The 23,051-nt window shown below is 68.2% G+C and carries 21 protein-coding genes, 4 tRNA genes and 2 pseudogenes; 14 read left to right on the top strand and 13 right to left on the bottom strand.

The window, feature by feature from the left end; genetic code table 11:
- Nucleotides 1–37 precede the first annotated feature (37 nt).
- From EAS64_RS29270 to EAS64_RS29260, 3 genes are all read left to right on the top strand, one after another.
- Nucleotides 38–955: a DMT family transporter gene (locus EAS64_RS29270; protein ID WP_222849706.1), complete on the top strand. Its 918-nt coding sequence runs from the start codon at nt 38–40 to the stop codon at nt 953–955.
- The gene (locus tag EAS64_RS29265) at nt 952–1,581 is read left to right on the top strand and encodes a class I SAM-dependent methyltransferase (RefSeq protein WP_145858298.1); all 630 of its coding nucleotides are present in this window, start codon (nt 952–954) and stop codon (nt 1,579–1,581) included. The genes EAS64_RS29270 and EAS64_RS29265 overlap by 4 nt, the downstream gene beginning before the upstream one ends.
- 114 nt (nt 1,582–1,695) lie before the next feature.
- Entirely contained in the window at nt 1,696–2,559 is an 864-nt protein-coding gene (locus EAS64_RS29260; protein WP_145858296.1) for a hypothetical protein, read from the top strand.
- A gap of 36 nt (nt 2,560–2,595) precedes the next feature.
- Here the strand turns inward: EAS64_RS29260 and EAS64_RS29255 are convergent, their stop codons facing one another.
- Both EAS64_RS29255 and EAS64_RS29250 read right to left on the bottom strand, forming a co-directional pair.
- A complete protein-coding gene (locus tag EAS64_RS29255; protein WP_145858294.1) occupies nt 2,596–2,994 on the bottom strand; it encodes a nuclear transport factor 2 family protein in 399 nt (132 codons plus the stop codon).
- A 78-nt stretch (nt 2,995–3,072) separates the two neighbouring features.
- Nucleotides 3,073–3,144: transfer RNA gene (locus tag EAS64_RS29250), tRNA-Lys, on the bottom strand.
- 219 nt (nt 3,145–3,363) lie between these two features.
- On the opposite strand from EAS64_RS29250, the gene EAS64_RS29245 reads away from it, so the two are divergent.
- The 5 genes from EAS64_RS29245 to EAS64_RS29225 all read left to right on the top strand — a co-directional run bounded on the left by EAS64_RS29245 (nt 3,364) and on the right by EAS64_RS29225 (nt 4,567).
- Nucleotides 3,364–3,609 carry a PspC domain-containing protein gene (locus EAS64_RS29245; RefSeq protein WP_145858292.1) on the top strand — a complete coding sequence of 82 codons (246 nt, stop codon included), beginning with the start codon at nt 3,364–3,366 and terminating at the stop codon, nt 3,607–3,609.
- A gap of 195 nt (nt 3,610–3,804) precedes the next feature.
- Nucleotides 3,805–3,877 (top strand) — tRNA-Glu (locus tag EAS64_RS29240).
- Nucleotides 3,878–3,965: 88 nt separating this feature from the next.
- Nucleotides 3,966–4,039, top strand: a tRNA-Asp gene (locus EAS64_RS29235).
- Nucleotides 4,040–4,070: 31 nt separating this feature from the next.
- Nucleotides 4,071–4,147, top strand: a tRNA-Phe gene (locus EAS64_RS29230).
- Nucleotides 4,148–4,186: 39 nt separating this feature from the next.
- Nucleotides 4,187–4,567 (top strand): hypothetical protein, encoded by a 381-nt coding sequence (locus EAS64_RS29225; protein ID WP_145858290.1) that lies wholly within the window; start codon nt 4,187–4,189, stop codon nt 4,565–4,567.
- Nucleotides 4,568–4,760: 193 nt separating this feature from the next.
- Here EAS64_RS29225 and EAS64_RS29220 read toward each other — a convergent pair whose 3' ends face one another.
- Nucleotides 4,761–5,057 (bottom strand): helix-turn-helix domain-containing protein, encoded by a 297-nt coding sequence (locus EAS64_RS29220; protein WP_246115913.1) that lies wholly within the window; start codon nt 5,055–5,057, stop codon nt 4,761–4,763.
- 168 nt (nt 5,058–5,225) lie between these two features.
- Nucleotides 5,226–6,128 carry a zinc-binding dehydrogenase gene (locus EAS64_RS46210; RefSeq protein WP_145858285.1) on the bottom strand — a complete coding sequence of 301 codons (903 nt, stop codon included), beginning with the start codon at nt 6,126–6,128 and terminating at the stop codon, nt 5,226–5,228.
- A gap of 87 nt (nt 6,129–6,215) precedes the next feature.
- Here EAS64_RS46210 and EAS64_RS46205 point away from each other — a divergent pair, with 87 nt between their 5' ends.
- The 4 genes and pseudogenes from EAS64_RS46205 (at nt 6,216) to EAS64_RS29195 (ending at nt 10,242) form a co-directional block, all read left to right on the top strand.
- Complete coding sequence (locus EAS64_RS46205) at nt 6,216–7,091, top strand: LysR family transcriptional regulator (protein ID WP_145858284.1); 876 nt, start codon at nt 6,216–6,218, stop codon at nt 7,089–7,091.
- Between the two features lie 338 nt (nt 7,092–7,429).
- Nucleotides 7,430–7,681, top strand: a pseudogene (locus EAS64_RS46910) (SDR family oxidoreductase); the annotation flags it as partial.
- 201 nt (nt 7,682–7,882) lie between these two features.
- Nucleotides 7,883–9,784, top strand: coding sequence for an FAD-dependent monooxygenase (locus EAS64_RS29200; RefSeq protein WP_145858282.1), 1,902 nt, complete (start codon nt 7,883–7,885; stop codon nt 9,782–9,784).
- A complete protein-coding gene (locus EAS64_RS29195) occupies nt 9,781–10,242 on the top strand; it encodes a MarR family winged helix-turn-helix transcriptional regulator (protein ID WP_145858281.1) in 462 nt (153 codons plus the stop codon). The genes EAS64_RS29200 and EAS64_RS29195 overlap by 4 nt, the downstream gene beginning before the upstream one ends.
- A gap of 128 nt (nt 10,243–10,370) precedes the next feature.
- Here EAS64_RS29195 and EAS64_RS29190 read toward each other — a convergent pair.
- Nucleotides 10,371–10,775 (bottom strand): annotated as a pseudogene (locus EAS64_RS29190) (IS21 family transposase); the annotation flags it as partial.
- Nucleotides 10,776–11,114: 339 nt separating this feature from the next.
- On the opposite strand from EAS64_RS29190, the gene EAS64_RS29185 reads away from it, so the two are divergent.
- Nucleotides 11,115–11,759: a GyrI-like domain-containing protein gene (locus EAS64_RS29185; RefSeq protein WP_222849703.1), complete on the top strand. Its 645-nt coding sequence runs from the start codon at nt 11,115–11,117 to the stop codon at nt 11,757–11,759.
- A gap of 669 nt (nt 11,760–12,428) precedes the next feature.
- Here EAS64_RS29185 and EAS64_RS29180 read toward each other — a convergent pair.
- The 8 genes from EAS64_RS29180 to EAS64_RS29145 form a co-directional block, all read right to left on the bottom strand.
- Nucleotides 12,429–13,331 (bottom strand): AMIN-like domain-containing (lipo)protein, encoded by a 903-nt coding sequence (locus EAS64_RS29180; RefSeq protein WP_187366264.1) that lies wholly within the window; start codon nt 13,329–13,331, stop codon nt 12,429–12,431.
- A 40-nt stretch (nt 13,332–13,371) separates the two neighbouring features.
- The gene (locus EAS64_RS29175; protein ID WP_187366263.1) at nt 13,372–13,806 is read right to left on the bottom strand and encodes an SPW repeat protein; all 435 of its coding nucleotides are present in this window, start codon (nt 13,804–13,806) and stop codon (nt 13,372–13,374) included.
- 677 nt (nt 13,807–14,483) lie between these two features.
- Nucleotides 14,484–15,482 (bottom strand): IS110 family RNA-guided transposase, encoded by a 999-nt coding sequence (locus EAS64_RS29170; RefSeq protein WP_187366262.1) that lies wholly within the window; start codon nt 15,480–15,482, stop codon nt 14,484–14,486.
- Between the two features lie 218 nt (nt 15,483–15,700).
- Nucleotides 15,701–17,971 carry an NADP-dependent malic enzyme gene (locus tag EAS64_RS29165; protein WP_246115912.1) on the bottom strand — a complete coding sequence of 757 codons (2,271 nt, stop codon included), beginning with the start codon at nt 17,969–17,971 and terminating at the stop codon, nt 15,701–15,703.
- Nucleotides 17,972–18,305: 334 nt separating this feature from the next.
- Entirely contained in the window at nt 18,306–18,941 is a 636-nt protein-coding gene (locus EAS64_RS29160) for a response regulator (RefSeq protein WP_145858270.1), read from the bottom strand.
- Nucleotides 18,938–20,068, bottom strand: a complete 1,131-nt coding sequence (locus EAS64_RS29155) for a sensor histidine kinase (protein WP_246115942.1) — start codon at nt 20,066–20,068, stop codon at nt 18,938–18,940. The genes EAS64_RS29160 and EAS64_RS29155 overlap by 4 nt, the downstream gene beginning before the upstream one ends.
- A gap of 13 nt (nt 20,069–20,081) precedes the next feature.
- Complete coding sequence (locus tag EAS64_RS29150) at nt 20,082–20,852, bottom strand: hypothetical protein (RefSeq protein WP_145858266.1); 771 nt, start codon at nt 20,850–20,852, stop codon at nt 20,082–20,084.
- On the bottom strand, nt 20,849–21,784 hold the full coding sequence (locus EAS64_RS29145; RefSeq protein ID WP_187366261.1) for an ABC transporter ATP-binding protein: 936 nt from the start codon (nt 21,782–21,784) through the stop codon (nt 20,849–20,851). The genes EAS64_RS29150 and EAS64_RS29145 overlap by 4 nt, the downstream gene beginning before the upstream one ends.
- Nucleotides 21,785–22,572: 788 nt before the next feature.
- Between EAS64_RS29145 and EAS64_RS29140 the strand changes: the two genes are divergently transcribed.
- Nucleotides 22,573–22,944, top strand: coding sequence for a hypothetical protein (locus EAS64_RS29140; RefSeq protein ID WP_145858262.1), 372 nt, complete (start codon nt 22,573–22,575; stop codon nt 22,942–22,944).
- Nucleotides 22,945–23,051: the final 107 nt, after the last annotated feature.

The raw sequence follows: 23,051 nt of genomic DNA, 5'->3' as shown, positions 1-23,051 counted from the left end.
TGAATTATTTTGCCGTACTTCTGCATAGCATCCGGCCGTGCAACGAAACAGTCTTTCAGCGATCTTCGTCATCCTGGCGGCAGGGGTGTTGTGGGGGACGGTCGGCCCCGCCGAGATCCTCGCGGACTCTCCGGCGGGGCCTGTCGCGCTCGGCGGCGCCAGAATCCTGTCGGGCGGGCTGGTGCTGGCCGTCATCGTGCTGGTCCGCGATCCTGGCGCGTTCGGCGCGCTGCCGAGGACGGCCTGGCCGGCGATGCTTGCCGCATCCGCCGCGACGGCCACCTTCCAGGGAACGTTCCTGACCTCGGCCGCGCGCACCGGCGCGGCGGTGGCCACGGCCGTCACGTTCGGCATCGCGCCGGCGAGCACCGGCCTGTGCGAGCGGATAGTGCTTGGCACCCGGCTCTCCCGCGGCTGGCTGGCCGGTACCGCCTGCGCGATCGCCGGCTGCGCGTTCATTTCGCTGCCGCAGGGCGGCGGGCCCGCCCGCGCGGACTTTCTCGGCATCGCCTGCGGCGTGGTGGCCGGGGGATGCTTCGGTGTCTACACCGTGTCGGCGAAGCGCCTGATCGACGGCGGGGTGAACATGCTGGCCGCGGTTCCTGTCACGCTGCTGCTCGGCGGCGCCGCGCTGGCTCCGTGGACGCTGGCCGACCTTAAGGAACTGGCGGAACCGCGCTCGCTCGGCCTTGTCGCCTGGCTCGGGCCGGTCACCGTCGCCCTGGCTTACTGGCTCTACGTGACGGGACTGCGCCACCTGGCCGCCGCGACCGTCGGCACTCTCTCGCTCGCCGAACCGCTCGTGGCGACGGCGCTGGGGATCGGGATCCTGCATGAGAGCCTGTCCCTGCCGATCGCCGTCGGCGCGCTGCTGCTGCTCGGCGGCCTCATCCTCGTCTCGGTCTCCTGGCCCGCTTCCGGAAGACGGGTGCTCCTGAAAGGATCGCCGTCATGAGAAGGACCGCTGAGACCCCGGCCGACAGGCAAAAGCGGGTCTGGGACAAGTCGGCGCCGCGCTATGACAAGCAGATCGCATTCTTCGAGAAGCTCATCGGTGGCGGCAGGGAATGGCTCACTTCGCGCGCGCGTGGCCGCGTTCTTGAAGTCGCCGTCGGCACCGGCCGCAATTTGCCCCATTATCCGGCAGAGACGCCCGTTACCGGAATTGAGCTCAGCCCCGGCATGGTCGCCATCGCCCGCCGGCGCGCCGCGGATATCGGCCGTGACTTCGACCTTCTGGAGGGCGACGCCGAGCACCTGCCCTTCGGTGACGCTTCCTTCGACACCGTGGTCTGCGCGCTGTCGCTGTGCACGATCCCCGATCCCGCTGCGGCGATCGGCGAGATGAGGCGCGTTCTGGTCCCTGGCGGCCGGCTGCTGCTGCTCGACCACATCGGCAGCAGTTGGCCCCTCATCCGCGCGGCGCAATGGCTCGTCGAGCGATTCACCATCGCGACAGCAGGCGAGCACTTCACCCGCCGCCAGCTCCCCCTCGTTCAGGCAGCCGGATTCCAGATCGTCGAAACCGAGCGGCTTAGGGCCGGCACCGCGGAGCGCATCCACGCGGTCAAGCCCGCCTGACCTTGTCTTTCTGGGGCTACTGGGACAACCGTTGCATTATTCGCAGTCGATGTGAAAATTGGGTCAATTGCACCCGTGGGGTGCGGCATTACCAGAGGAACGGGAGTCCCTCATATGCGGAGAATGGTTGTCTGGCGGCCCTGGCGACGGCGCTGGGCACTCGTACTCGCGGCCGCGATCATGGCCACATCGGCGGCCGCCATCGCGGTACCGCAGGCCGCGAGCGCGGCAAACGCGCCCTGGGTCACCAGGACATTCAGCGTGAGCTACGACGGCCACGGCATGGTCAGCTACAGCGCGCAGGGGATCAGCGGCGACACCGGCTGCAAGGTCACCGCGAACGAGCTTCTCGATTACGGCTTCGACCAGCTCTGGACGGTCGTGGTGAAGTTCAAGAACCTCGGCAAGGGCAAGTACGAGACCAAGATCGTGTCGGCGCATCATGTCAGCGGGCCGGAGTCCGCCGGCGACACATCGACCCTGCAGGGCCAGCAGGTACAGCTCAAGAACGAGAACTGCGCGGAGGGAACCATCGACCCCGACGTCGGGAAATTCGACTGCACGAGCAAGTCTATGAAGCTCATGGCCTTCCCCAACCCGCAGATGGAGATCAGGCGTTCCGGCGCGAACCTCGTGCTGCTCGGCGACGCCTTCCTCGACGGCACCCTGAAGTACACGGGCAAAGACACGATCCCGTACGACGCGAAGTACCTGAAGGGCTGCGCCAGGTACGACAGTGACATCACGTACGGCTCGGACATCGTGCCCGGGATCGAGGCGACGGCGAAGATCGCCTTGCCGGTGGCCAAGCTGGCCGTGCTCGGCAAGGGCAAGTTCATAGACGTCAATGTCGCGCTCGGCAAGAACACCCAGCTTGCCAGGCAGAACACCTGCGACTCGGTGTGGGCGAAGCCGAACACATGCGTGATCTACAAGCAGTCGCTGGCCGGGAAGTTCAAGCTCGGCCGGGTGAAGTAAGCCCTTGCGCAGTGACGGGGACCTTGCTGGTCCCCGTCACCGCGGCAAGACGCCGAGCTGCTCGGATGCCCAGTACTCCCGCAGCGACGAGACAAGCCCGCCCTCGAAGGTGAGCACCGCGATTTCCTTCATGTGCTTGCGCTCACCCTTGACGAGGTCGTCAAACCGCGCCTCCCACTCGGCGATCAGCGTGTCGCGCTCGCTGTCCACGTAGAACTCCACCAGTTCGCACGTGATGTTCGCCTGGTCGCGCACCACCTTGGACTCCCAGTAGGCGCGGATCGCGTCGCGGTCGGGGATCGGCTCGCCGAGCACACGTTCGTGATAGGTCGCGGCGGGCGTGAAGATCGTGCAGATCAGATCCGGGTCCTGGGTTTCCCACGCCCGGATGTAGGTGGCGAGGATGTCCCGCGCATGCTCCCTGGTCAGCCCCATCAGGCTCCCTCCGCACGTAGGGCACTAGACGAGTCGCTCAGTTGCTGCGCTTGCTGCGCTGCGCCATGGTCAAGCTTGTGGGGCGCCAGGGGGTCGAACCCTGAACCAACGGATTAAAAGTCCGCTGCTCTGCCATTGAGCTAGCACCCCGAGGTGTCACCGCTCCCGCCACCCGAGGGAAGCTCCCGGGCTGCGCCGACACTCAGAACCGAAGCGTATCGAAGGACAGCGGCACGCGGACATAGCATGCCGATCCCTGGCGAGTACGCCACCCGCCACGGCAATGATCGCATCCGGCGGTAGCGATCAGGGTAATGCCCGGGAGAATCCTGATGACAAGCCATATCTCGACTGGGCATGATCAGTGTTATGAGCGAGAACAACGGCAGCGGGGGCAAACGGCTGCTAAGGCTCCGGGACGGCCGGATGGTCGCCGGAGTCTGCGCCGGGATTGCCGCGCACTTCAAGATCGACGTGAACCTGGTACGGCTTGGCTTCGGGATCTTCACTGTCTTCTACGGGATCGGCGTCCTTGCCTACCTCGTCGCCTGGGCGATCCTCCCGGAGGAGGGGGAAGACAACTCGATCCTGGAGACGTTCGTCCGCAAGCTGTAGCGGCCGCGGACCGTGGAGAGGCGGCGGCGGGGGACGCGGTATCTTCTTACTAGGCGCGTGGAGCGCGGTCGAGGGCGCAAGCGCTCGGCCGCACGCGCACCCGAGGAACAACGCTTTGGCGAACAGGCCGCCCGTACCCTATGCTGTGTCAGTCCCCGACGGCGGACTGATGCAGCTGCGGCGGTGCCCGTCGAAGCCCCCATCGTCTAGTGGCCTAGGACACCGCCCTTTCAAGGCGGCGACACGGGTTCGAATCCCGTTGGGGGCACGCAAGCGGTCGTCTCGCAGGCGCGGCAAGCACAGTCGCGTCGGTGATATGCTCTTGCGAGCGAGGAACACGAAGCCTCGCACAGCAAGGTCCTGTAGAGCAGTCGGAGTGCTCGCCACCCTGTCAAGGTGGAGGTCGCGGGTTCAAATCCCGTCAGGACCGCAGCGGTTAAAGCCTTGAGCTATATCGCCGAGGTCAGGTAGCTCAGTCGGTACGAGCGTCCGCCTGAAAAGCGGAAGGTCGGCGGTTCGACCCCGCCCCTGACCACCAGTTCAGAGGCCCTACGGGAAAAGAGTTACGCTCCCATTTGTGACGGACTCCACAGCGCGCCGCCGTGGGCACGGCGAGGACGCGAGCTACTTCGATGCGGCCAAGAACCGCTACGTCGGCCGCACCAAGCAGGAAGTCAGGGACAAGCTCAAGGCGCTGCACGCCGGGCTCGACCGCGGCCTGCGCACCTCCGCCACTCACACCGTTCGGCAGGCCGTGGCCGACTGGCTCGAGGGCGGTCTGCCGGGACGGTCGGAGCGCACCCGGTCCGTGTACAAGGAAGCCTTGACGCCGCTCATGGGACAGATCGGGAGCAGACCGCTCAAAGCGCGGTTGTTCCCCTCAAGGCGACAAGCACCACCGCGACCCCAGGTGTTCGCGATGACCCCCCAGTGTGGTCCGTGCCGGGCAATCGGCTAGAAAACGTCAAAAAGGAAAGCGTTGCCCCTCATGCGATCGTCGCAAACGCGCCATCGCCATGGGTACGCGCACGAAGTCCGTCGCGACCTCCGGCCAGGTCGGCATCCCGCCGGCGACCTCTCCTGCCAATTCGTGACACGCTAACACCCTGTGGACCCAGCGCTAACCGGCAGCGCTCATGGGGTTGCCGGACTCACGGATGACGAGTGAAGCTCGCGCGGTAGGCACTCGGCGCCAGGCCCACCCGTTTGAGGAAATGCTGACGCAGGGACTCGCCTGACCCGAGCCCGCTTCGGCGCGCGACCAGGTCCATCGAGAGTGTGGTCGACTCGAGGAGCTCACGGGCCCGGTTGACCCGTTGGTGCAGGAGCCACTGGAGCGGGCTCATCCCGGTCTCTGCATGGAAGCGACGAGTCAGGTTGCGCACGCTGGTGTGGGCATGGGCGGCGAGGTCCGTGAGCGTTACCTCGTCCGCCAGCCTCTCCAGCACCCAGGCGCGGGTGGCGGCGGAGCCGCCGGCGTCATCGTCCGCCCCGGCAGCACCATCATCGCCGTCGCCGCCACAGAGTGCCCACAGGCTTCACTTCGGTTAGTGGAGCGCCAGCCCGCAGCTGCCGCTCCACCGAGGCTAGGCGCCGCCAGTCTGTCGCTGCCGCGCCTAACCGATGGTTAGTACGGCCTTGCCGGTGATGCGTCGTTCGGCGAGGGCCTGGGCAGCCTCCGACAGCTTGGTCCAGGCGTCGACGAGCCCGAGGACCGGGTCGAGCCGGCGGGCGGCGACGAGGCCGGTCAGAATCGCCAGGTCGGGACCGGGCGGCTCGGGGTGGGCATAGGACAGGTAGCTGACCAGCCGGGCGCCCTCGTGGCCGAGGAAATCGTAGATGTTGATCGGGGTCTTGTCCGGGTTGCCGGAGCCGACGACGACGGTCCCGCCCGGTGCGACCTTGGCCAGCGCGGCGGCCAGCGACGCACCGCCCACCCAGTCGGTGACCAGGTCGTAGAGGCCGTCGGCGTCGGACGGGGAGGCGACTACCGACGTCGCACCGCGGCGGAGCAGCTCCTTCGCATGCTGAGCCCGGGCGACGGCGGTGACCTGGGCGCCGGCGGCGACGGCAAGCTGCACCTGCATCCCGCCAAGGCCGCCGCTGGCGCCGGTCACCAGCACCCGGCGGCCGAGCAGGTCGCCGCCCAGGCGCAGGGTTCGCAGCGCGGTCAGGCCGGCCAGCGGCAGCGCGGCGGCCTGCTCGATGCTCACCTCGTCCGGCAGCGCCGAGAGCCGCGCGGTGGGCACCGCCGCCAGCTCGGACCAGCCGGCCTGCTCGACGAGCGCCACCACGCGGGTGCCCGGCGGCGGGCCGGAGCCGTCGGCGGCCTGCTCGACGACGACGCCGGCGATGTCCTGGCCCGGGCGCCAGTCATCGGTGCGGGCCGCGAGCAGGGCAAGCTCACCCCTGTTGACGGAAAAGGCCCGCACCGCGACGAGCGCCTCGCCGGCCGCTGGACGGGGATCGTCCACGTCGGCGATGCCAGCGCCGGCGGGCGTGTTGACGATAGCTTTCATGCCGTCCAGTCCACCAGCGGAACAGGCGGGCACCAAGAGCAGTTGTACCGCGCAGCGATCACGAGTCGTGATGGATGCGAGGTCGAAGTGGAGATCAGGCAGCTGGCCTGCTTCGCCGCGGTGGCCGAGGAGCTGAGCTTCGCCCGGGCAGCGCAGCGGCTGCACATCGTGCAGCCCGCGGTCAGCCAGCAGGTCCGCCGGCTCGAACGCGAGCTCGGCGTACGGCTGTTCGAGCGCACGTCGCGACGGGTGCAGCTGACGGCGGCAGGCGAACGGCTGCTGCCCGAGGCACGCAGCGTCCTGTCGGCCGCGGGCAGAACCCGGCAGGTAGCCGCCGAGATCGCCGTCGGCGACGCGGGCATCCTCCGCCTGGGCACCAGCCAGGGCCTCGGCGGACGGCTCGACGAAATCCTGTCCGAACTGGCGCGACGCGCCCCGGGGGTGCGGGTCCGGCTGGTCGCGGCCACCGCCGGGGAGCGGCTGGAACAGGTTCGCTCCGGCAGGCTGGACGCCGCGTTCGTGCGCAACGCCCGTGCAGTTGCGGGCGTCGAGCTGCTGCCGATGTGGGACGAGCCGCTTGCCGTGGCGCTGCCTGCCGCTCACCCGCTCACCGCTGAACCGGCCGTCACGCTGCCGCAGTTGCGCGACCTGCCGTTGCGGATCGTCCCGCGACAGGACAACGCCGGGTTCCGTGACCTGATCGAGCGGGCCTGCATCGATGCCGGTTTCGATCCATTGCCCGGGCCGGCGTTCACCAACCCGCAAGACACCCTCGCCGAGATCGGCACCGGGCCGCCGTCCTGGACCGTGCTCTACGAGTCCGCCGCCGCCCAGCTGACGGTTCGCCGGGTTGCGTTCCGGCCCCTGGACGGACTGACCGCGCACACCCACCTCGCCGTACCGCCTGGCCCGCCCTCGTCCACGCTGCGGCTGCTGCTCCGCGCCTGCCCGACAGCCAGCTGAGCCTGACCTAAGTGTCTCGGATCACGCGCCGGCAGGCCCGGGCTGGATCCAGCGCGCGAGTCGCGCCGTGCCATGCGACGAGCCAGGCGTGCTCCTAAAGTAGAGCCGCTCGAAGGTGCTGGGCCAGAAGCGTTCGCGGCAGGGACGGCCGAGATCGGCCCGGTCGACATCGTCCTCGCCAATGCGGGCATCCCGCCAATGGCGGTCCAAGAGCGGCCGGGCGCCTGGCGGAATGTCATGGACTCAACGGCATCGGCGGCTCGACTCGCGGCGGGCTCGGCTACGCCGCCGCCAAGCACGGGGTTGTCGGCCTGATGCGCTCGTAGGCCAACACCCTCGCCGAGCACGATATCCGCGTTAACAGCGTGCATCCCACTGGGGTGAACACCCCGATGGCGGTCAACGAGGTCGCGGCCGGGTTCATTGCGATGGACCCGCAGCTATCGAATGCGATGGCCAACGCCCTGCCGGTGCCGATGGTCGAGCCGGAGGACATCTCGAACGCCATTCTCTGGCTGGTGTCCGACGACGCCCGGTACGTGACCGGCGTCACGCTGCCCGTGGACGCCGGCTTCAGCAACAAGAAGTGACGCGAGCCACAAAGGGCAAATCCTGCTGTCGCCGAGAACATGCGGCCCGAAGCGGTCTGTCTGCTTGCCCAGCTAACCGGAGCGCGAAAGTCAAAGTCGTTACGGCAGCGACCTCTAGATTCATTGAGGTACTGACGATATCGTTGGGGTACTGACGAATTGACTTCGGTCTGGATCCCCGGCACTACGAAAGAGATCAAGATGCAGTTCTACCGCGATGGCTACCGCCCGGGAGACCCCGATGTCCTTCCTGCCTCGCCGCTGGCGGTAGCAAATGAGGGCAGCCTTCTAGCGGAGGTCGATGTGCTGATCGTGGGCACCGGCCCGGCCGGCACGGTGATCGGCGCGCAGCTCGCCGCCTTCCCGGGCCTCAGCACCCGGATCGTCGAGCGCCGAGAGGGTCCCCTTGAGGTGGGCCGGGCGGACGGCGTCGCCTGCCGAACTGTTGAGATGTTCCAGGCTTTCGGGCTCGCGGATGCCTTGCTCCGCGAGGCGTACTGGGTGAATGAGGTCCGCTTCTGGGGGCCCTCAGACGCCGACCGCTCGCGCATTGTGCGCACGGGCTGGGTGGAGGACACCCCCGACGGACTGAGCGAGTTCCCCCACGTGATCGTCAACCAGGCCCGCATGCAGCAGTACCTGCTTAACTACATGGCGCGGTCCGCAAGCCGCCTGAACCCCGACTACGGCGTGGAGTTCGTCGGGCTCGAGGTCGGCACCGGCGACCACCCCGTCACCGTTACCCTGCAGCGTACCGATGGCGAGGAGTTCGTCGTGCGAGCAAAGTACGTCGTGGGGTGCGACGGCGCTCGCAGTGCAGTGCGGGGGGCAATCGGCCGAGAGCTGCACGGTGACGCGGCCAACCACGCCTGGGGCGTCATGGACGTGTTGGCGACGACCGACTTTCCGGACTGGCGCACGAAGAACGTCGTCCAATCCGCCGGCAAGGGCAGCCTGCTGATGATCCCTCGTGAGGGTGGCAACATGGTGCGCTGCTACGTCGATCTCGGCGAGGTGTCCGCCGATGACGCCGGCCGGGTCCGCGGTACTACGGTGGATCGGCTCATTGAGGTGGCGAACAACATCCTGCATCCCTATTCGATGGACGTGCGGTCCGTGGCCTGGTCGTCGGTCTACGAGGTGGGTCAGCGGATCACCGACAAGTTCGACGACGTGCCCGCCGACGGGGACGCAAGCCGCACGCCGCGCGTGTTCATCGCTGGCGACGCGTGCCATACGCACTCCGCGAAGGCCGGGCAGGGCATGAACGTGTCCATGCAGGACGCCTTCAATCTCGGCTGGAAGCTGGCCGCCGTCCTCGAGGGCAGGTCGGGTCCGACGCTCTTGCACACCTACTCGGCAGAGCGGCACGCGGTCGCGCAGGATCTTATCGACTTCGACAAGTTCTGGTCGGCGTTCATCGCCCAGCCCACGCTTGACCCGGCGCACCCGGAGATCGGCGGCGTGACCGCCTCGGAGATGCAGGCAGAGTTCGCCCGCCAGGGCCACTACACCGCCGGGCTCGCGACGACGTACAGCCCTTCCGTGCTCACTGGCGAGGGGAAGCATCAGGCGCTCGCGCGGGGGTTCGAGATCGGGACGCGATTCCACTCGGCACCGGTCGTCCGTCTCGCCGATGCGCGGGCGATGCAGCTCGGGCATACGCAGCGGGCCGACGGCCGATGGCGGATCTTCGCGTTCGGGGGCGACGACGCCACGGAGCTGCTTGACCTAGTGGAGTGGCTGGGCGCGCGGCCGGAGTCGCCGGTGGTGCGATTCACGCCGGCCGGCGCGGATCTCGACAGCGTGATCGACGTGCACGGCGTGTTCCGCTGCGGCCATCATGAGGTCGACTCGACCGTCCTGCCTGAGATGTTGCTGCCGCGGTCAGGGCCACTGGGACTGCAGGACTGGGAGAAAGCGTGGGCAATCGACCCGCGCAACGACATCTTCGCCGAGCGTGGGATCGACGGTCGTGGAGCGATTGTGATCGTGCGACCCGATCAGTACGTGGCCAACGTACTCCCGCTGACCGCACGCGCCGAGCTCGCCGCCTTCTTCGCCGGGTTCCTCGTCGACCAGCGAGCCGCGGTCATGTCATGACCGATGTCGTCACGGATGACGGCGCAGAGCCGGAGCCGTACCGCCATACGGGCTATCTGCTGCGCCGTGCGCAGCAGCTGCACGTTGCGACCTGGGCTCGCATCGTGTCCACGGACATCTCGACCGTGCAGTACTCCATCCTGGTGGTCCTGGACCGCGCGGGCGAGTTGAGCCAGCGCGAACTCTGCGACGAGGTCGACTTGGATCGTTCGACGATGGCGGATCTCGTCGCTCGTATGGAGCGGCATGGTCTCATCGCCCGTCGTCGTGACCCCGCGGATGCAAGGCGCAAGACTGTCGCCCTCACCGATCACGGACTGGCCGAGCGGATGCGGCTGCAGCCCCTCGTCGACCAGGTGGAAGACGCACTCACAGGCGCATTCAAAGGCCCTGCCCGTGACTGTCTGCGGGACACGCTGCGCATGATGCTCGCACAGCAAGACTCCGCGGCACGCTGACGCCGCTCGACAACACCCGGCCTTGGCCAGCTCCGCAAGGGGCCGAGCCGGTAGGTCCCGAAAGCGTCTCTTACCGCGCCAAGCGCCTTAGCCCAGCAGCGCAACCGCGTCCGCTAGGTGCGGCAGCACAGATCAGCGGCATGCCGGGACGGGACCAGCACTGCCGACAGCCAGCGGGAATAGCCGCTGAGCATCGTCAGCACCGGAAGCTGCGCCGGCCGGCGTTCCTGCTCCGGCCCAGCCAGGACCGTGACCGGCGGGAACAAAAGTCGCACTGCGCCAGCTCGCCCGGCTCATAGTCGGTCCGGCTGGCCGGGCCCGGCGGCAGGTAAGCCGGCCGCAGCTCCCACACCCGGTCCTTCAGCACGGTCAGCGCGCGCTCCCACCCGATCCGCTCCGTGATCACCGTCGCCGGCATCGTCGGGTATGCCTGCAAAAGCTCCCGGATCCGCCGGGTCGAACGCATCGACCGCAGACTCTGCCGACTTCCGCTGCTACCTCGGCGCCCCGTCACTTGCAAGAGCCGACCGCACCCTTCTCCCGGCTCACCACCGAGCCAGGAGATCCCAGAGGGGGTTAACTTTCAACCGCCGCTGCATGATCAGTATTGGACCCTCGCCGACAACCCCGCCGCAAGAAGGTGGATATCGCGCGGCGCGCTTCAAGCTATACAGCCACGATCCGTGATGCGAGCTAGGGCAGCTATGAGCCGACTAGAGCCACCACACCCGGAACTGCCGGTGGTCGCGCTGTGCGCCCCCTCGCCTTGCAAGGCGGGAACGGGGCATGTCGGCCGTCCGGATTCCTAGTGTCCGCTGGTTACGGACCTTCGGCTCTTCCGGCGTCGGCCGGGCGGTGGCAACGATGATGGTATGACTGCTATCGCGATGGGCTACGAGTCGCTGCTCAAGGTACGCAAGGGAGCGGTGGACATCGTGGATGTCCCCGAGTTCGGGTTCGTAGCGGTGACCGGGACTGGTGAGCCCGGCGGCGCCGAGTTCACCGAGGCGGTGCAGGCGCTGTACAGCGTGAGCTACGGCGCGCACTTCCGGCTGAAGAAGCTCACCGGCGAGGCGCCGCGGGTAATGCCGCTGGAAGGGCTGTGGTGGGTGGACGACCCAGCCCAGCAGGACATCGTCGCCGCGGTGGCGCGAGGCGAGGTCACCATGGCCGACAGCGATCGCGGCAGCTGGCGGTGGCAGGCGCTGATCATGCAGCCGGACCCGGTCGACGCGGAGCTGATCGCCGCCGCAACGGCCGAAGCGGCCAGCAAGAAGGACCTGCCCGGGCTGGCCCGCCTGGGGTACATCCGGTGGGCTGAGGGCCGGTGCGCTCAGCTGCTGCACATAGGGCCGTACGCTGCCGAAGCGCCGTCGATCGCGGCACTGCACGAGGCTATCGCGGAAGCAGGCTACCGCCCCCACGGCCGCCACCACGAGATCTACCTCGGCGACCCGCGCCGTAGCGCGCCGGAGAAGCTGCGGACGATCATCCGGCATCCCGTCGAGCCCCTGTGAGGCCTGGCATGACCGGTATCACCAGCGGCGGTGGTCTTTGGCTTCGTCGCCGACCAGTGGAACGACCCGGCCGTGGCCCTTGTGCTTAGTCACGGGTATCCCTGCTAACCGTTGCGGGGCACTGGCGTGTCCGGCCCGAAAGCCGGGTGAGTCTGATCTTTCGCGCTGGACGGATGACCGGTGCAGAGGTGGCGAGCAGGCCCGCCGCGACGGCGGCTAGGGCCAGGAGCGGCAGGTGCCCGCCGAGAATCTGATGGGACGATCGGCCCTAGCTAGCTGATCTGCAAGCTGCCTAGTTTCGTTGTATGAACGGCTTGCCCCGACGTAAGCACCTCCTCGGGAAGTTCCGTGCCGACGCCCACAGCAACCGCGGACCATAGGGCGGGAGACTGTAGAGGTGGCCTGGCTCGGATTCCAGCCGCTGGAAGCGGTCTTCGCAGTGGTCGGAGTGGTCACGGTTGCCCTCGCCTGGCGGATGGGTGATTCGGCAGGTCCCAAACACCACTCTCTCGCGTCCAGCGATCGCCGCTTCCGGCCGCAGCGCGGCTAAAGCTGATGGTCACCTGCAACGAGGCCGACGCCAGCCACGCCCAGGTGTCTCGGAGGCAGGCAGTCCACGGCCGGCAGCCCTGAGCGGGCCGTCGGCCGTGGACTGCGATTCCGGTGAACTTACGGTTCCAGGCTGAACGGGATGGAGTCGCTGTGCCCGGCCGGCCGCTCAGTGCGGCCGAACTGGTCATAGATCTTCACCCAGTGCACCGAGGGGAACTGCTTCAGTGTCGGCATGATCTCGTTCGCGGTGGTAAACGTGGACCCGCCGCTGCTGATCTTGCCGGTCAGCTGGATCCTGGCCACCCCGTCACGGATGGACAGGTTCTTGAACCCCGTAGCCCGGGAGCTGACGAACCTCATCCCGCCGGCTAGCTCCGCCTGGGTCGGCCCGGCGAACAACCGCTGCATCGCGCCGAACGCGGTCTTCGGCGGGATCACCCGGCGGCTAACCGCCTGGACGTAGGGCTGCCTGCCGCTCGCGAACCGGTGCACGTTCAGGAAGTAGTCCCGAACGAAGACCGTCGCGTACGGTGTCCGCAGGTCGATGACCACCCGGCTCGGCCCGGTCAGGGTGAACACGTGGAAGGGCTCCGTACGTGCCACGCCCACGCCGAAGGAGAGCACGGACTCGAAGTCGCCCGCCTGGACCACCTGGATGATTCCAGGCAGCGCGAAGGTCCGCGAGGTCGGCCCGTAGGTCACCCGGCCCTGGTCATTGTGCCCTGCGGCGGGCACAAACCGGACCAGCAGCTTGGCGCTGCCCACCACACTGACTGGCCGGCCGGAAGGATCCCCGATCACCTGGGACACGTACCGGACCGTGTGCTGGCTGGGCACGCCGCCCTTGAACGTGAACACCAGTCTGTCGTAGCCGGTGTGGTGCGCTGCTGTGATCTTGGTGAGGACGGGTGCGACAGGTGCCGGCGCCGCGGTCGCCGCCTCGGCTGTCGCCGCAGTCATGGTGCCCAGGCCGAGCCCGATGAGGGCGAGCGACGCGAGAGCAGAACGAAGTTTGAACATCTGAACCTCTCCTTCGCTGTCTCGATGGAGGTTCTGGCAACTAGAGCGCTGGCCTCCTGGCCCGGAGGAAGCCCACCGCCAGCATGACCAGTCCGAAGAACACGATCGCGCCCCCGGCGCAGGCATTGCTCCAGATCGTCCGGGTCGTGTCCATCGCCCCGACAATCACCCAAGGTGCGACGATCGTCCAGATACCGATGGCCGGGACGACGAAGGTGAGCCCGTGCATCCGGCCATAGGCCGCCGTCAGCGCGATGACAAGGGCCGCGAGGGCGCCTCCGGCGATCAGGTTGCTGACCGTGATGGCGGTAAGCGCACTGAAGCCCACGATCCAGGGCGATGCGGCCAGGAAGACGGCGCCGAGGAAGGCAAGCCCCGCCGCGCCTTCCGCGATGGGTGATGCCGATGCGGCGTCGTAACGCCTCCTCAGCTCGATGAGATCCGGGTGCGTAGCCATGTGCGTCTGCTCGATCATGGCGGCTCCCCACCTTTCTGAGATCCGATCCCACTGTTGCACTACCGTCATAGCCCACCGCATCCTGTGACGTAATGGCCGTATAGTCCTGATTTTGTTGACTATTGGATTCCGGAGTGGAACGAAGGTCCTTCGGCCTGCTAGCGTGCAATTTGCACCTTCCGCCTAGCGCGGTTTCGCGTGTCAGTGACGTCCGTTTCCGCACCCATAGGGGTCGCAGTTGTCAAGTGGCCGTGGTGAATTGACCCGGTGACCTGGTCGCGGTTGCCGGGTTGGGATGGGACTGCTGTTGCCGCGTTTCCTCGTCGCTGCCGGTTTGTGCCGTCGCCCGGGCGGGGGTCAAGCTGGAGCGCCCGCAGGGCTGCGCCCGCTGCGAGGGCGCAGGCGAGGACGAGCGAGCTTGACGCTGCCGTGCGGCGGCCGATGATCGGGAGCGAGGAACGGGTGGAGTTTCCTGCTGGGTTGTCGTGTGCGGGGCCGGTTACCGGGCGTTCCCCGGGGTGATGCGCTGGTCGTCGGAGTGGTCTCACATGCACCCATTCGGCTCCTGCCCTAAGGGCCGGGCGGTCGCCATGACCGTGTTATCCGGGGACCGGGCTGCTCAGTCAGGTCATCGAGCGCGGCGTGGCCGGCTCATGCGAAAACGCGAGCTCGCCCGGGGCTGGCGGCCCTCCCCGCTAGCTGGGCGCACCGCCGCCGCTGGCGTCGGTGAGCAGGCGATAGACGCGGGTGAGGAGCTTGCGGGCGATCGCGGTGGTGGCGATCTTCTTGCCGCGGCGGCGGGCGAGCGCCTGGTAGGCGGGGGCGAAGTCCGGGTGCCGCTTGGCGGTCTGCGCGGCCTCGCACGCCACCCACCGGACCCAGGCCGGCCCCTGCTTGGAGATGTGCCCGTGGCGGATCGTGCGGTCGCTGCCGCGGACCGTGGGGGTGAGCCCGGCCCAGGACGCGAGCTTGCGGGCGGACCCGAACCGGCTGATGTCGCCGATCTCGGCGAGCAGGACCAGCGCGGTGAACGGGCCCACGCCGGGCAGCTGCGTCAGGATCTTGACCCGCGGGTCGGCCTTCGCCCGCTGCTGTACCTCCTGGTCCAGCCGGTCAACGGGCTGCTGCAGGGCGTCGATGAGCGCCAGGGCGTCGTCGATGACCTCGCGGGAGACGGCGGGCAGTTCCAGTGAGGCAAGCCACTGGCGGCCCGGGCCGCTCCAGCAGCCCGCCGGGCGGCCATGGCCGTGACCGGCCAGGACCGCGTGGATCCGGTTGCGCAGCAGCGTCCGCAGCCGCACCAGCTGCGCCCGGTGCCGCAGCATGGCCCGCAGCTGGCGGATCTCCGGCGGGGCGATCCATGCCTCCGGCAGCAGGCCGGCGCGCAGCAGCTGCGCGAGGATCGCGGCACCGGCCTTGTCGTTCTTCAGCCGCGCCGAGGCGATCGCCTTGCACTGCAGCGGGTGCACCATGTGCGGCTCGAAGCCGTAGCCTTCGAGCAGCTCCAGCAGCCACCCCCAGCCGAACGCGGCCTCGTACGCTGCCGGCGTGCCCGCCGGCAGCCCGCCGATCACCGACAGGATCGGCTTGACGCCGTTGGGCACGTTGCGGTTGGCGAGCACCTCGCCACCCTCGTTGATCACCGCCACCTGGCAGCGCTTGCGGTGCACGTCGATTCCGACGTAGACAGACATAGCCGGGCCTCCTTCCCCGAACTCGTTTGACACCCGGAAACTACGTTCACCGGGCTTGAGCAGGGAAACGGGGGTCCGGCCCCCGAACGGCCCGGCCCCCATAGGGTCAGGTCTGCACAGCGCTTAGCGCGGTTGACCTGAAAGCGGAAGGTCGGGCATGGGTTCGGCTAGGTCGCGGGCGCTCGCCGCATCGCTGTGGCACCAACGGGCTCTGCTCGTTACCCGCCTTGCCTGCTGGCCATGCGGGTGGCGTCTTGGGCATCGATGACGGCGATCGCGGCCATGTTCGCGATGTCGGTGACGTCGGCGCCGCGGCTCAGCACGTGTACCGGCTTGGACATGCCGATCAGGACCGGCCCGATTGCCACGGCTTCGCCAAGGTGCTGCAGCAGCTTGTACGCTACGTTCGCTGCTTCGAGGCTCGGGAAGACCAGCACGTTGGCCTCGCCCACGAGGTCGCAGAACGAGTAGTCCTCGTCGCGCAGCGTGGGCGACAGCGCGACGTCGGCCATCATTTCACCGTCGACCATCAGGTCGGGTCGCCGCGTCTTGACCAGTTGCGTGGCGGCGGCCATCTTCACTGAACGAGGGTGGTTGGTGGAGCCGAAGTTGGAGAAGGACAGCAGCGCAACCCGTGGCTCGAGGCCGAAGTTCCGTGCCCGCTCCGCCGCCATGATGGCGATGTCGGCCAGTTCCTCGGCGGTGGGATCGAAGTTCACTGTCGGGTCGGTGAGGACGACGGCACGCCCGTCACCGGTGATCATCACGTACAGCCCGGCCACTCGTGAGACCCCGGGCGCGGACCCGATCACTTGCAGGGCGGGCCGGATGACGTCGGGGTAGTGGTAGGTCAGGCCGGCGACGAAGGCGTCGGCGTCGCCCGCCTGGACCATCATGGCCCCGAAGTAGTTCGGCTGGCGGAGCAGCGCAGCTGCCTCGCGCAGGGTGATTCCTTTCCGCTGCCGCCTTTCGTGCAGTGCGGCGGCGTAGCTGGCGGCCCGCTTGGTCGTCGCGGGGTCGACGATCTCGATGGGGACGGAGACTCGCAGCTCCTTCATCGCCGACCGGATTACCTCTTCGCGCCCGAGCAGGATCGGCAGCCCGATGTGTTCCTGCTGGATCCTGGCTGCCGCCAGGATGATCTTCTGTTCTTCTCCTTCGGAGAAGACCACCCGCTTGGGCGCCGTCTGCGCTTTGCGAGTCACATGGCTCATCACCTCGCGGCCCCGGGTCAGCCGGTTCGCCAGCTGCTCGGTGTAGGCGGCCAGATCGAGTGTGTTGCGGGCGACGCCCGAGGCCATGGCGGCCGCGGCCACCGCTGGAGCGACGCGAAGCGGCACTCGCGGGTCGAGCGGCTTGGGGATCAAGTATTCCGGGCCGAATTCCAGGCGGTCGACGCCGTAGGCACGCAGTACCGAGTTCGGAACGTCTTCCTTGGCCAGGTCGGCGAGGGCCCGCGCTGCGGCGACCATCATCCCGTTGTCGATCGTCCGTGCTCGCACATCGAGCGCACCGCGGAAGATAAACGGGAAGCCGAGCACGTTGTTGACCTGGTTGGGATAGTCCGACCGTCCAGTCGCGATCAACACGTCGCCGCGAGCGGCCCGAGCAGCGGGGTAGCTGATCTCAGGATCGGGGTTGGCCAGCGCAAAGACGATCGGCGCATCGGCCATCGACAAAACCATCTCTTTCGTCACCAGGCCGGCAACCGACACCCCGAGAAAGATATCGGCTCCGTCGATGGCCTCGGCCAGGGTGCGGGCCGGGCGGTCGGTGGCGAACCGGGCCTTGTAGGCGTTCATCCCTTCGGTGCGGTCGCGGTAGATAACCCCCTTGGTGTCGGCGAGCACGATGTTCTCCCGCCGCATGCCCAGGCTGACGAAGAACTCGCAACAGGCGATCGCCGCGGCCCCGGCGCCGCTGACAGCCATCCGGACTTGGGTGATGTCCTTGCCCGTAAGCTCCAGTGCGTTGAGCAACGCGGCGCCGCTAATGATTGCCGTCCCGTGCTGGTCGTCGTGGAAGACCGGGATGTCCATTGCTGCGGACAGCCGCTGTTCGATCTCGAAGCATTGCGGCGCGCTGATGTCTTCGAGGTTGATGCCGCCGAAGGTCGGTTCCAGTGCCTTGACGATCCGCACCACGTCATCCGGGTCGGTGGCGTCGATCTCAATGTCGAACACGTCAACATCGGCGAACCGCTTAAATAGCAGAGCTTTGCCTTCCATCACCGGCTTGCCGGCGAGCGGCCCGACGTTGCCGAGCCCGAGGACGGCGGTGCCGTTGGTGATGACGGCCACCAAGTTCGCGCGAGCGGTGTAGCGGAACGCCTCCAGCGGGTCCTGCTGAATGTCTAGCACCGGGACTGCCACGCCTGGGGTATAGGCCAAAGCGAGGTCGTGCTGGGTGGCGCAGGGCTTGGTGATCGCGATCGCGATCTTCCCGGGTCGGCCGGAGGCATGGTACTCGCGGGCTTCCTCTTGCAGCATGGCTACATCGTCCAATCATGATGCGCACCACCGGTGGTGCCTTGTTCCTCTTTTAAGGGCCGCGAGTCCATTCCGGCTAGGGTCCAAAGGCCCGGACCCGGTGGCAGGGCCGGGATCCGTTCGTCACGCGTCCCCCGCCACCGAAGTTCATTGCCGACGGCAAGTACCCGCTCAACCAAGCCGCTCCCGGCCTAACTAACGGTCAGGGATCCCCCGGGCCGGGACGGTAACGTCATCCTCTTCCGAACGGCTTGTCGCGACTGTGTCACGACCGCGGCGCCTCCCGGTCGGCAGCGGCAGGCGCGTTCGCTCCGTTCGGCGCCGCGGCTCACAATCAGACCAGGCCGTGCTGATAGGCGGCTGCGACCGCCTGGACGCGGTCCCGCAGGCCGAGCTTGGTCAGCAGCCGGGACACGTGGGTCTTCACCGTGGCCTCGGTCACCACCAGCGTGCCGGCGATCTCCGCGTTGCTCATGCCCTGGGCCAGCAGGCGCAGTACCTGCGTCTCGCGTCCACTCAGCGTATCGAAGCGGGGCGGAACGGTGGGCTCGGTGAGGGAAGGTAGCGCCCGCTTGATGAGATCGCGGGTGATCGCCGGGTCGAGCAAGGCGTCCCCCGAGGCAATGACGCGCACGGCATGAACCAGCTGCTCCGGCGTGGAGTCTTTCAGCAGGAAGCCGCTGGCACCGGCGCGCAGCGCGTGGGCTACGTGCTGCTGGCTGCCGAATGTGGTGAGGATGAGCACCTTGCAATCGCGCAGCTGCCTGGTGGCGGCGATGCCGTCCATTCCTGGCATCTGGATGTCCATCATGATCACGTCGGGGCTCAGCTTGCGTGCCTGCTCCACAGCCGCGGTGCCGGTGCCGGCCTCACCGATGACCTCCATGTCCGGCTGGGCGGAAAGGATCATGGCGAATCCCTGCCGCATCAGCGGCTGGTCGTCGGCGATGAGGATCCTGATCGTGCTCATGGGATCTCCCCGAGTCGCAGGGTGGCACGCAGGGCGTAGCCGCCGCCGGGCACCGGCCCTGCGAAGACCTCTCCGCCGAAGAGGGCGGCGCGGCGGCGGATGCCGTCAAGGCCATGGCCGCCGGATCCGAGGTCAGCGGGTGCCGCCTTCGCTGCCGCGTTGGTAACCCGCAGGTCGAGGACCGTGCCGGTGCGGGTGACGTCGACGCGCGTGGCGACGTGCCCGGCATGCTTGATCACGTTGGTGAGGGCCTCCTGGACGATACGGTACGCGGTGCTCGAGGCCGTGCGCCCGAGCGGCGCGCCCACGTCGATGTGCACATCGACGGGAAGCCCGCTTGCCCGCAGCCGGTCGCCCAGGGCCGGCAGGTCGGCCACGCCTGGCACGGGACCGAAGCCTGCCGAGCCGGCGGTCTCAGGTCCGTTCTCCTCCCCGGCCGGCCGCAGGACGTCAACCAGCCGCCGCATCTCCGCCATTGCCTCGCGCCCGCCGGCGATCATCGCGGTGAGCACAGGCCGGGCAGGGCTTTCCTCAGGGATGCTGGCTTGCACCGCGCCTGCCTGGACGACGAGCAGGCTCACGTGATGTCCGAGCGCGTCGTGCAGCTCCCTGGCGATCCAGACCCGTTCCGCGAGAACCGCCTGCGCGGCCGTTAGCCGCTGCTCGCCGGCGGCCCGTTCGAGCAGCCTGCGGTGCTCGCCGATGTACAGGCCGATCGCCGCTGCCACCGCGCACGTCATGACTGCCGCGAGGAATTCGGCGGGATTGCCCGCGGCCGCCGCGACCGCACCGTACGCGGTGACGACCGCGGCGGCCGCCGCCGCGGTGACCCGCCAGGTGGAGACGGTCCCCAGCGTGTAGAGGGCGATCGCGGGCAGCAGCGGCCCGATGGTGCTCCTGTCCGCGATGACCGCCGCGGCAAGGGCGCACGCCGCCGTGACGGCCAGGACGGGCAGCGGGCGGCGCCTGCGGAACGCGAGCGCCGCCAAGCTGGCGAACTCGGCGGCGCACGCACCCCAGGCGCGCGCCGGGTCGCCGCCGCCGTGCGCGGCCACGAGCGCTCCGACGACGGCGAGCGCGGCGAGCGTGCCGGAGACCGCGAGGTCCCCGGCACGCCGCCACCGCATGTCCGCCACCGGGTCAGGCATCCCGGCGGGCGGTGCGCCACGCGCCCGCCACGCAGGCCACGGCCACCCACCCGGCCAGGACGGCAACGGCTGTCGCCACTGGCATGGAAACGGTATAGGCGCCTCCCACCACGGTGGGAACGAACCGCTCGCCGGCTGCGTTGGGGAGCAGTTCGCGCACCTGCCCGAGGCTCGTTGCGTGCTCAAGCACCCGGGACAGGGCCAGGTTCCAGCACAGCAGCAGCCCGATCGCGATGCTCCGTGAGGACAGGAGCGAGGAGAGCCCGACCGCAAGCAGCGTCGTGACGGCGATCGATACCGTGGCCGCGAGCGCGCTCGCGGCCAGCGTGCCCGTCGCGGGAGCCGTTCCCTGACCTGCAAGCACTACCGCGCCGGCCGTTGCCACGGCGAGCGCGGGAATCGTGAACGCCAGCACCACCAGGAGAGCCGCAGGCAGCCGGACGGCGAACAGCGCCCACCTCGACCGGCCCGAGGCGACCAGGTCGCGCAGCACCCCGGCGGCCGCGTCACCGCCTCCTGCCGCGGTGCCGATCATCACTGCCGCGACCCCTCCCAGGTAACTCACCAGCATGATGGCGTTCGCGAGCCCGCGCGTTCCGCCGGCCGGCCCGAAGTGCGCGGGGTCGCTGGCATGCCGAACCGCCCCGAATCCGTAGAATAGTAGTTGCGCCGCGACGAACAGAAGAGCGGACCACACCATCAGCGCGCGGCGCCGACGGAGCTTGAGCAGGTCCGCCAGGATCATCCTGATGCCCGTGATCATTTCGCCTCCAGACGTGATGTGATCTCAAGGAAACGATCCTCGAGCGTGGCCCGCACCGGTTCCAGCCGCTCCACGGCGATCCCTGCCTCGACCATGGACCTGTTCACCTCGGCCACGGTGACTCCGGGGGCCGGGGTCACCTTAAGCAGGTACTCTTCGCCGGGCACTGTCCGGGCATCCACCACGTGCCGCCGGAGCACGGTCACCGCGCGACCGGGGTCATCGCAGACAATGAGAACTTGACGCCCGCCGTCGCGGGCGATCTGAGCCACTGGGCCCTCGGCAATCAGCCGTCCGCGGTCCAGGATGGCGACCGTGTCGCAGGTCTTCTCCACCTCGTCAAGCAGATGCGAACTGACCATGACGGTGCGGCCCTCGTCGACGAGTGACCTGATCAGATGGCGCATCTCGAGGATGCCTGCCGGGTCGAGACCGTTCATCGGCTCGTCAAGGATGAGCAGCCTCGGGTCACTCAGCAGGCAGCGGGCGATGCCGAGCCGCTGCCGCATCCCCAGGGAGTAGTCGCTAACTCGGTCGTCCGCCCGGGCGGTGAGCCCCACCCGCTCGAGCAGCGGCACCACCCGGCCGGGGGCTGACGCGTCCCGGACAGCCGCCGCGACCATGAGATTCTCCCGGCCGGTCAGGTGTAGGTGGAACCGGGGCTCTTCCACGATGGCCCCGACACCAGCCAGCGCGCTCGCACGCCCCTCCGGCATCGTGAGGCCTAGCAGCCGGACCGTCCCTGACGTGGGCCGTGTCAGCCCGAGCACCATCCGGATCAGCGTCGTCTTGCCGGCGCCGTTCGGGCCGAGCAGCCCGAACGCGCTCCGCGCCGGGACCTGGAGATCCAGTCTCGCGACCGCCGTCCGGTCACCGAACCGCTTGGTCAGCCCGTCTGTCTCAAGCACCGTACTTCCGTGTGTCTCTTCCATGGGCAAGACGCTAGTGACGATCCGTGTGGCGGCCATCGGGCGCGGGACCGAACCTCGGTGTCGTCTTACGGCTGAGCCGGGAACCACTCCACCGTTCGGATGACTGTCAGGAGGCGCCGCCGCGGGCCAGACGAGTGGCGGGGACGAGGCGTACCATTCAGGATTCCCTCCCAGGCAGTACCGGAAGTGCCATCTCCGGCCCGACGACGCGCAAGGTCGCGGTCTTTAGTGTCGTGATTGCCATCGGGTCCTGCCCCTGCAGTCACGTGCACGGCCGAGCCCGGCGCTTGATGACGAAGGAGATGCTTGATGAGGATCGCCGGGGTGGTTGCCGGAGATGCCGCCTTCGCTTGGCGATCCGTTTACGCGGTGCGGTGGTACTCGTTAGCCGCGTACGGCGGCCGGGAAAGGCGCGCTCGAGGGTAGCAGCTGCCTGAAGCAACCCGGCACAACTGCGGGGACGAACAGCTTTCCCGGGACCAACGACGGTCACGGTGATTGCGCGTGTGGCCGCTGTCCCGCCTGATGGACGGGATGTATCGGTCCTGTTAGCCCAGATTTTGCACCTTCCGCCTGGCGCGGTTCCGCTCGTCAACGACATCCGTCTCTTCAGGTCCGCACAGCGCTTATCGAGCTTCGTTGCACCGGGGCATCATGAGGATGGTCAGCGAGAGTGACCGCAGGTCCACGCCTTGCGCGCCCAAGCGCGCTTTTAGGTGCCCGAAGGTCACCTACCGACGGCACCATCGCCCCTGCCCGTCCCTGCGGGCACGCCCGAAGATAACACCATGGCAGCAATCCTTTCCTACATCGGGGCCGCAATCACCGGCCTGTGGGGAGTCGCGCACGCCGTCCCGACCCGGCAGGTAGTCGCTGACTTCCGGGACACCTCGATCGACAACCGTCGCGTCCTACTGCAGGAATGGCTGGCCGAGGCAATCGCCATGTGGGCTCTTGCCGCGCTGGTCATCGTGGTCACGGCCGTCGGGGGCGGCACAGCGGCCGCCGACTGGACCGACCGCATCACTGCCGGGGCCCTGATCATCCTGGCGATCCTTACGAGCCTGACAGGGGCGCGCACGCCAGTCATCTGGTTCAAGGTCTGCCCTGTGCTGCTCGGCGGTTCCGCCGTCCTGCTCCTGCTGGCTAGCTTCAGTTGAACACCGCGGCGTGACTCCGCAGGGTCGCTGTGCTGCCTGGCGGACGGGTGTATTGGGTCCTGCTAGGGTTTGATGTTGCACCTTCCGCCTAGCGCGGTTCCGCTCGT

Source organism: Trebonia kvetii (assembly GCF_007827045.1).
Classification (GTDB): Bacteria; Actinomycetota; Actinomycetes; order Streptosporangiales; family Streptosporangiaceae; genus Trebonia; species Trebonia kvetii.
Note: the sequence above shows the minus strand (reverse complement) of the source record. Positions and strands in the feature narration are given on the sequence as shown.

Coding starts and splice junctions, on each gene's coding strand:
- EAS64_RS29265 (WP_145858298.1), top strand. CDS start 952: ATGAGAAGGACCGCTGAGACCCCGGCCGACAGGCAAAAGCGGGTCTGG.
- EAS64_RS29260 (WP_145858296.1), top strand. CDS start 1,696: ATGCGGAGAATGGTTGTCTGGCGGCCCTGGCGACGGCGCTGGGCACTC.
- EAS64_RS29255 (WP_145858294.1), bottom strand. CDS start 2,994: ATGGGGCTGACCAGGGAGCATGCGCGGGACATCCTCGCCACCTACATC.
- EAS64_RS29245 (WP_145858292.1), top strand. CDS start 3,364: ATGAGCGAGAACAACGGCAGCGGGGGCAAACGGCTGCTAAGGCTCCGG.
- EAS64_RS46210 (WP_145858285.1), bottom strand. CDS start 6,128: ATGAAAGCTATCGTCAACACGCCCGCCGGCGCTGGCATCGCCGACGTG.
- EAS64_RS29200 (WP_145858282.1), top strand. CDS start 7,883: ATGCAGTTCTACCGCGATGGCTACCGCCCGGGAGACCCCGATGTCCTT.
- EAS64_RS29195 (WP_145858281.1), top strand. CDS start 9,781: ATGACCGATGTCGTCACGGATGACGGCGCAGAGCCGGAGCCGTACCGC.
- EAS64_RS29185 (WP_222849703.1), top strand. CDS start 11,115: ATGACTGCTATCGCGATGGGCTACGAGTCGCTGCTCAAGGTACGCAAG.
- EAS64_RS29180 (WP_187366264.1), bottom strand. CDS start 13,331: ATGTTCAAACTTCGTTCTGCTCTCGCGTCGCTCGCCCTCATCGGGCTC.
- EAS64_RS29175 (WP_187366263.1), bottom strand. CDS start 13,806: ATGATCGAGCAGACGCACATGGCTACGCACCCGGATCTCATCGAGCTG.
- EAS64_RS29170 (WP_187366262.1), bottom strand. CDS start 15,482: ATGTCTGTCTACGTCGGAATCGACGTGCACCGCAAGCGCTGCCAGGTG.
- EAS64_RS29165 (WP_246115912.1), bottom strand. CDS start 17,971: ATGCTGCAAGAGGAAGCCCGCGAGTACCATGCCTCCGGCCGACCCGGG.
- EAS64_RS29160 (WP_145858270.1), bottom strand. CDS start 18,941: ATGAGCACGATCAGGATCCTCATCGCCGACGACCAGCCGCTGATGCGG.
- EAS64_RS29155 (WP_246115942.1), bottom strand. CDS start 20,068: ATGCGGTGGCGGCGTGCCGGGGACCTCGCGGTCTCCGGCACGCTCGCC.
- EAS64_RS29150 (WP_145858266.1), bottom strand. CDS start 20,852: ATGATCACGGGCATCAGGATGATCCTGGCGGACCTGCTCAAGCTCCGT.
- EAS64_RS29145 (WP_187366261.1), bottom strand. CDS start 21,784: ATGGAAGAGACACACGGAAGTACGGTGCTTGAGACAGACGGGCTGACC.
- EAS64_RS29140 (WP_145858262.1), top strand. CDS start 22,573: ATGGCAGCAATCCTTTCCTACATCGGGGCCGCAATCACCGGCCTGTGG.